Origin of the sequence: Shigella sp. FC1661 (assembly GCF_001712525.1) — a bacterium.
GTDB lineage: Bacteria > Pseudomonadota > Gammaproteobacteria > Enterobacterales > Enterobacteriaceae > Escherichia > Escherichia coli.
In genome coordinates this window covers 1-542 of record NZ_MDGW01000456.1, presented here as the reverse complement: position 1 = coordinate 542, position 542 = coordinate 1, and the positions used below count along the sequence as shown (strand labels likewise).

General features: G+C 45.2%; 1 protein-coding gene. It reads left to right on the top strand.

Annotated elements, in window-relative coordinates; genetic code table 11:
- On the top strand, positions 1-315 hold a 315-nt coding region (locus tag BFF42_RS20460; RefSeq protein ID WP_235868449.1), incomplete at its 5' end, for a TonB family protein.
- Between the last annotated feature and the right edge of the window lie 227 nt (positions 316-542).

Genomic DNA, 542 nt, shown 5'->3' with positions numbered 1-542 from the left:
CTTCCGTTAATTATTTTGTTGTCTTCTCTGGTTATGGGCTGTACGCAACATAAAACAGATATGCCCCGACAGTTGGTTAAGGCATTACCACAATATCCGGCCTATGCAGCGGCAAATTATATAAAGGGACGGGTTGATGTGAGGTTTGATATTGGTGCTGATGGTACTGTCACCCGAATTGAGTTTATTCGTTCAGAGCCGCACCATCTGTTTGATGAGCAGGTTGTAAAGGCGATGGCAAAATGGCGATTTGAGAAGGACAGGCCGTGTAAAGGCGTGAAGAAAACGTTTATCTTTAGTCCTTCCGCACCCTGATTATTTCATCAGAAATTAATTATCACTCTGTTGTTATTCTGTACATCCCGGCAGGGTAAGTCTTGTTCCGTCGGATATGAAGATGAAATATTGTTGGAGGACAGTGGGTACCTGCTCCTGTAACCGAACGTTCATTTCTCGTTATTTGTCATGCTGGCCGGGCGCAGATGCGTTGCATCTGTTGCCAGCCTTCTCCTGCAGGCTTCAATAACCCACGCTGAAAAGTT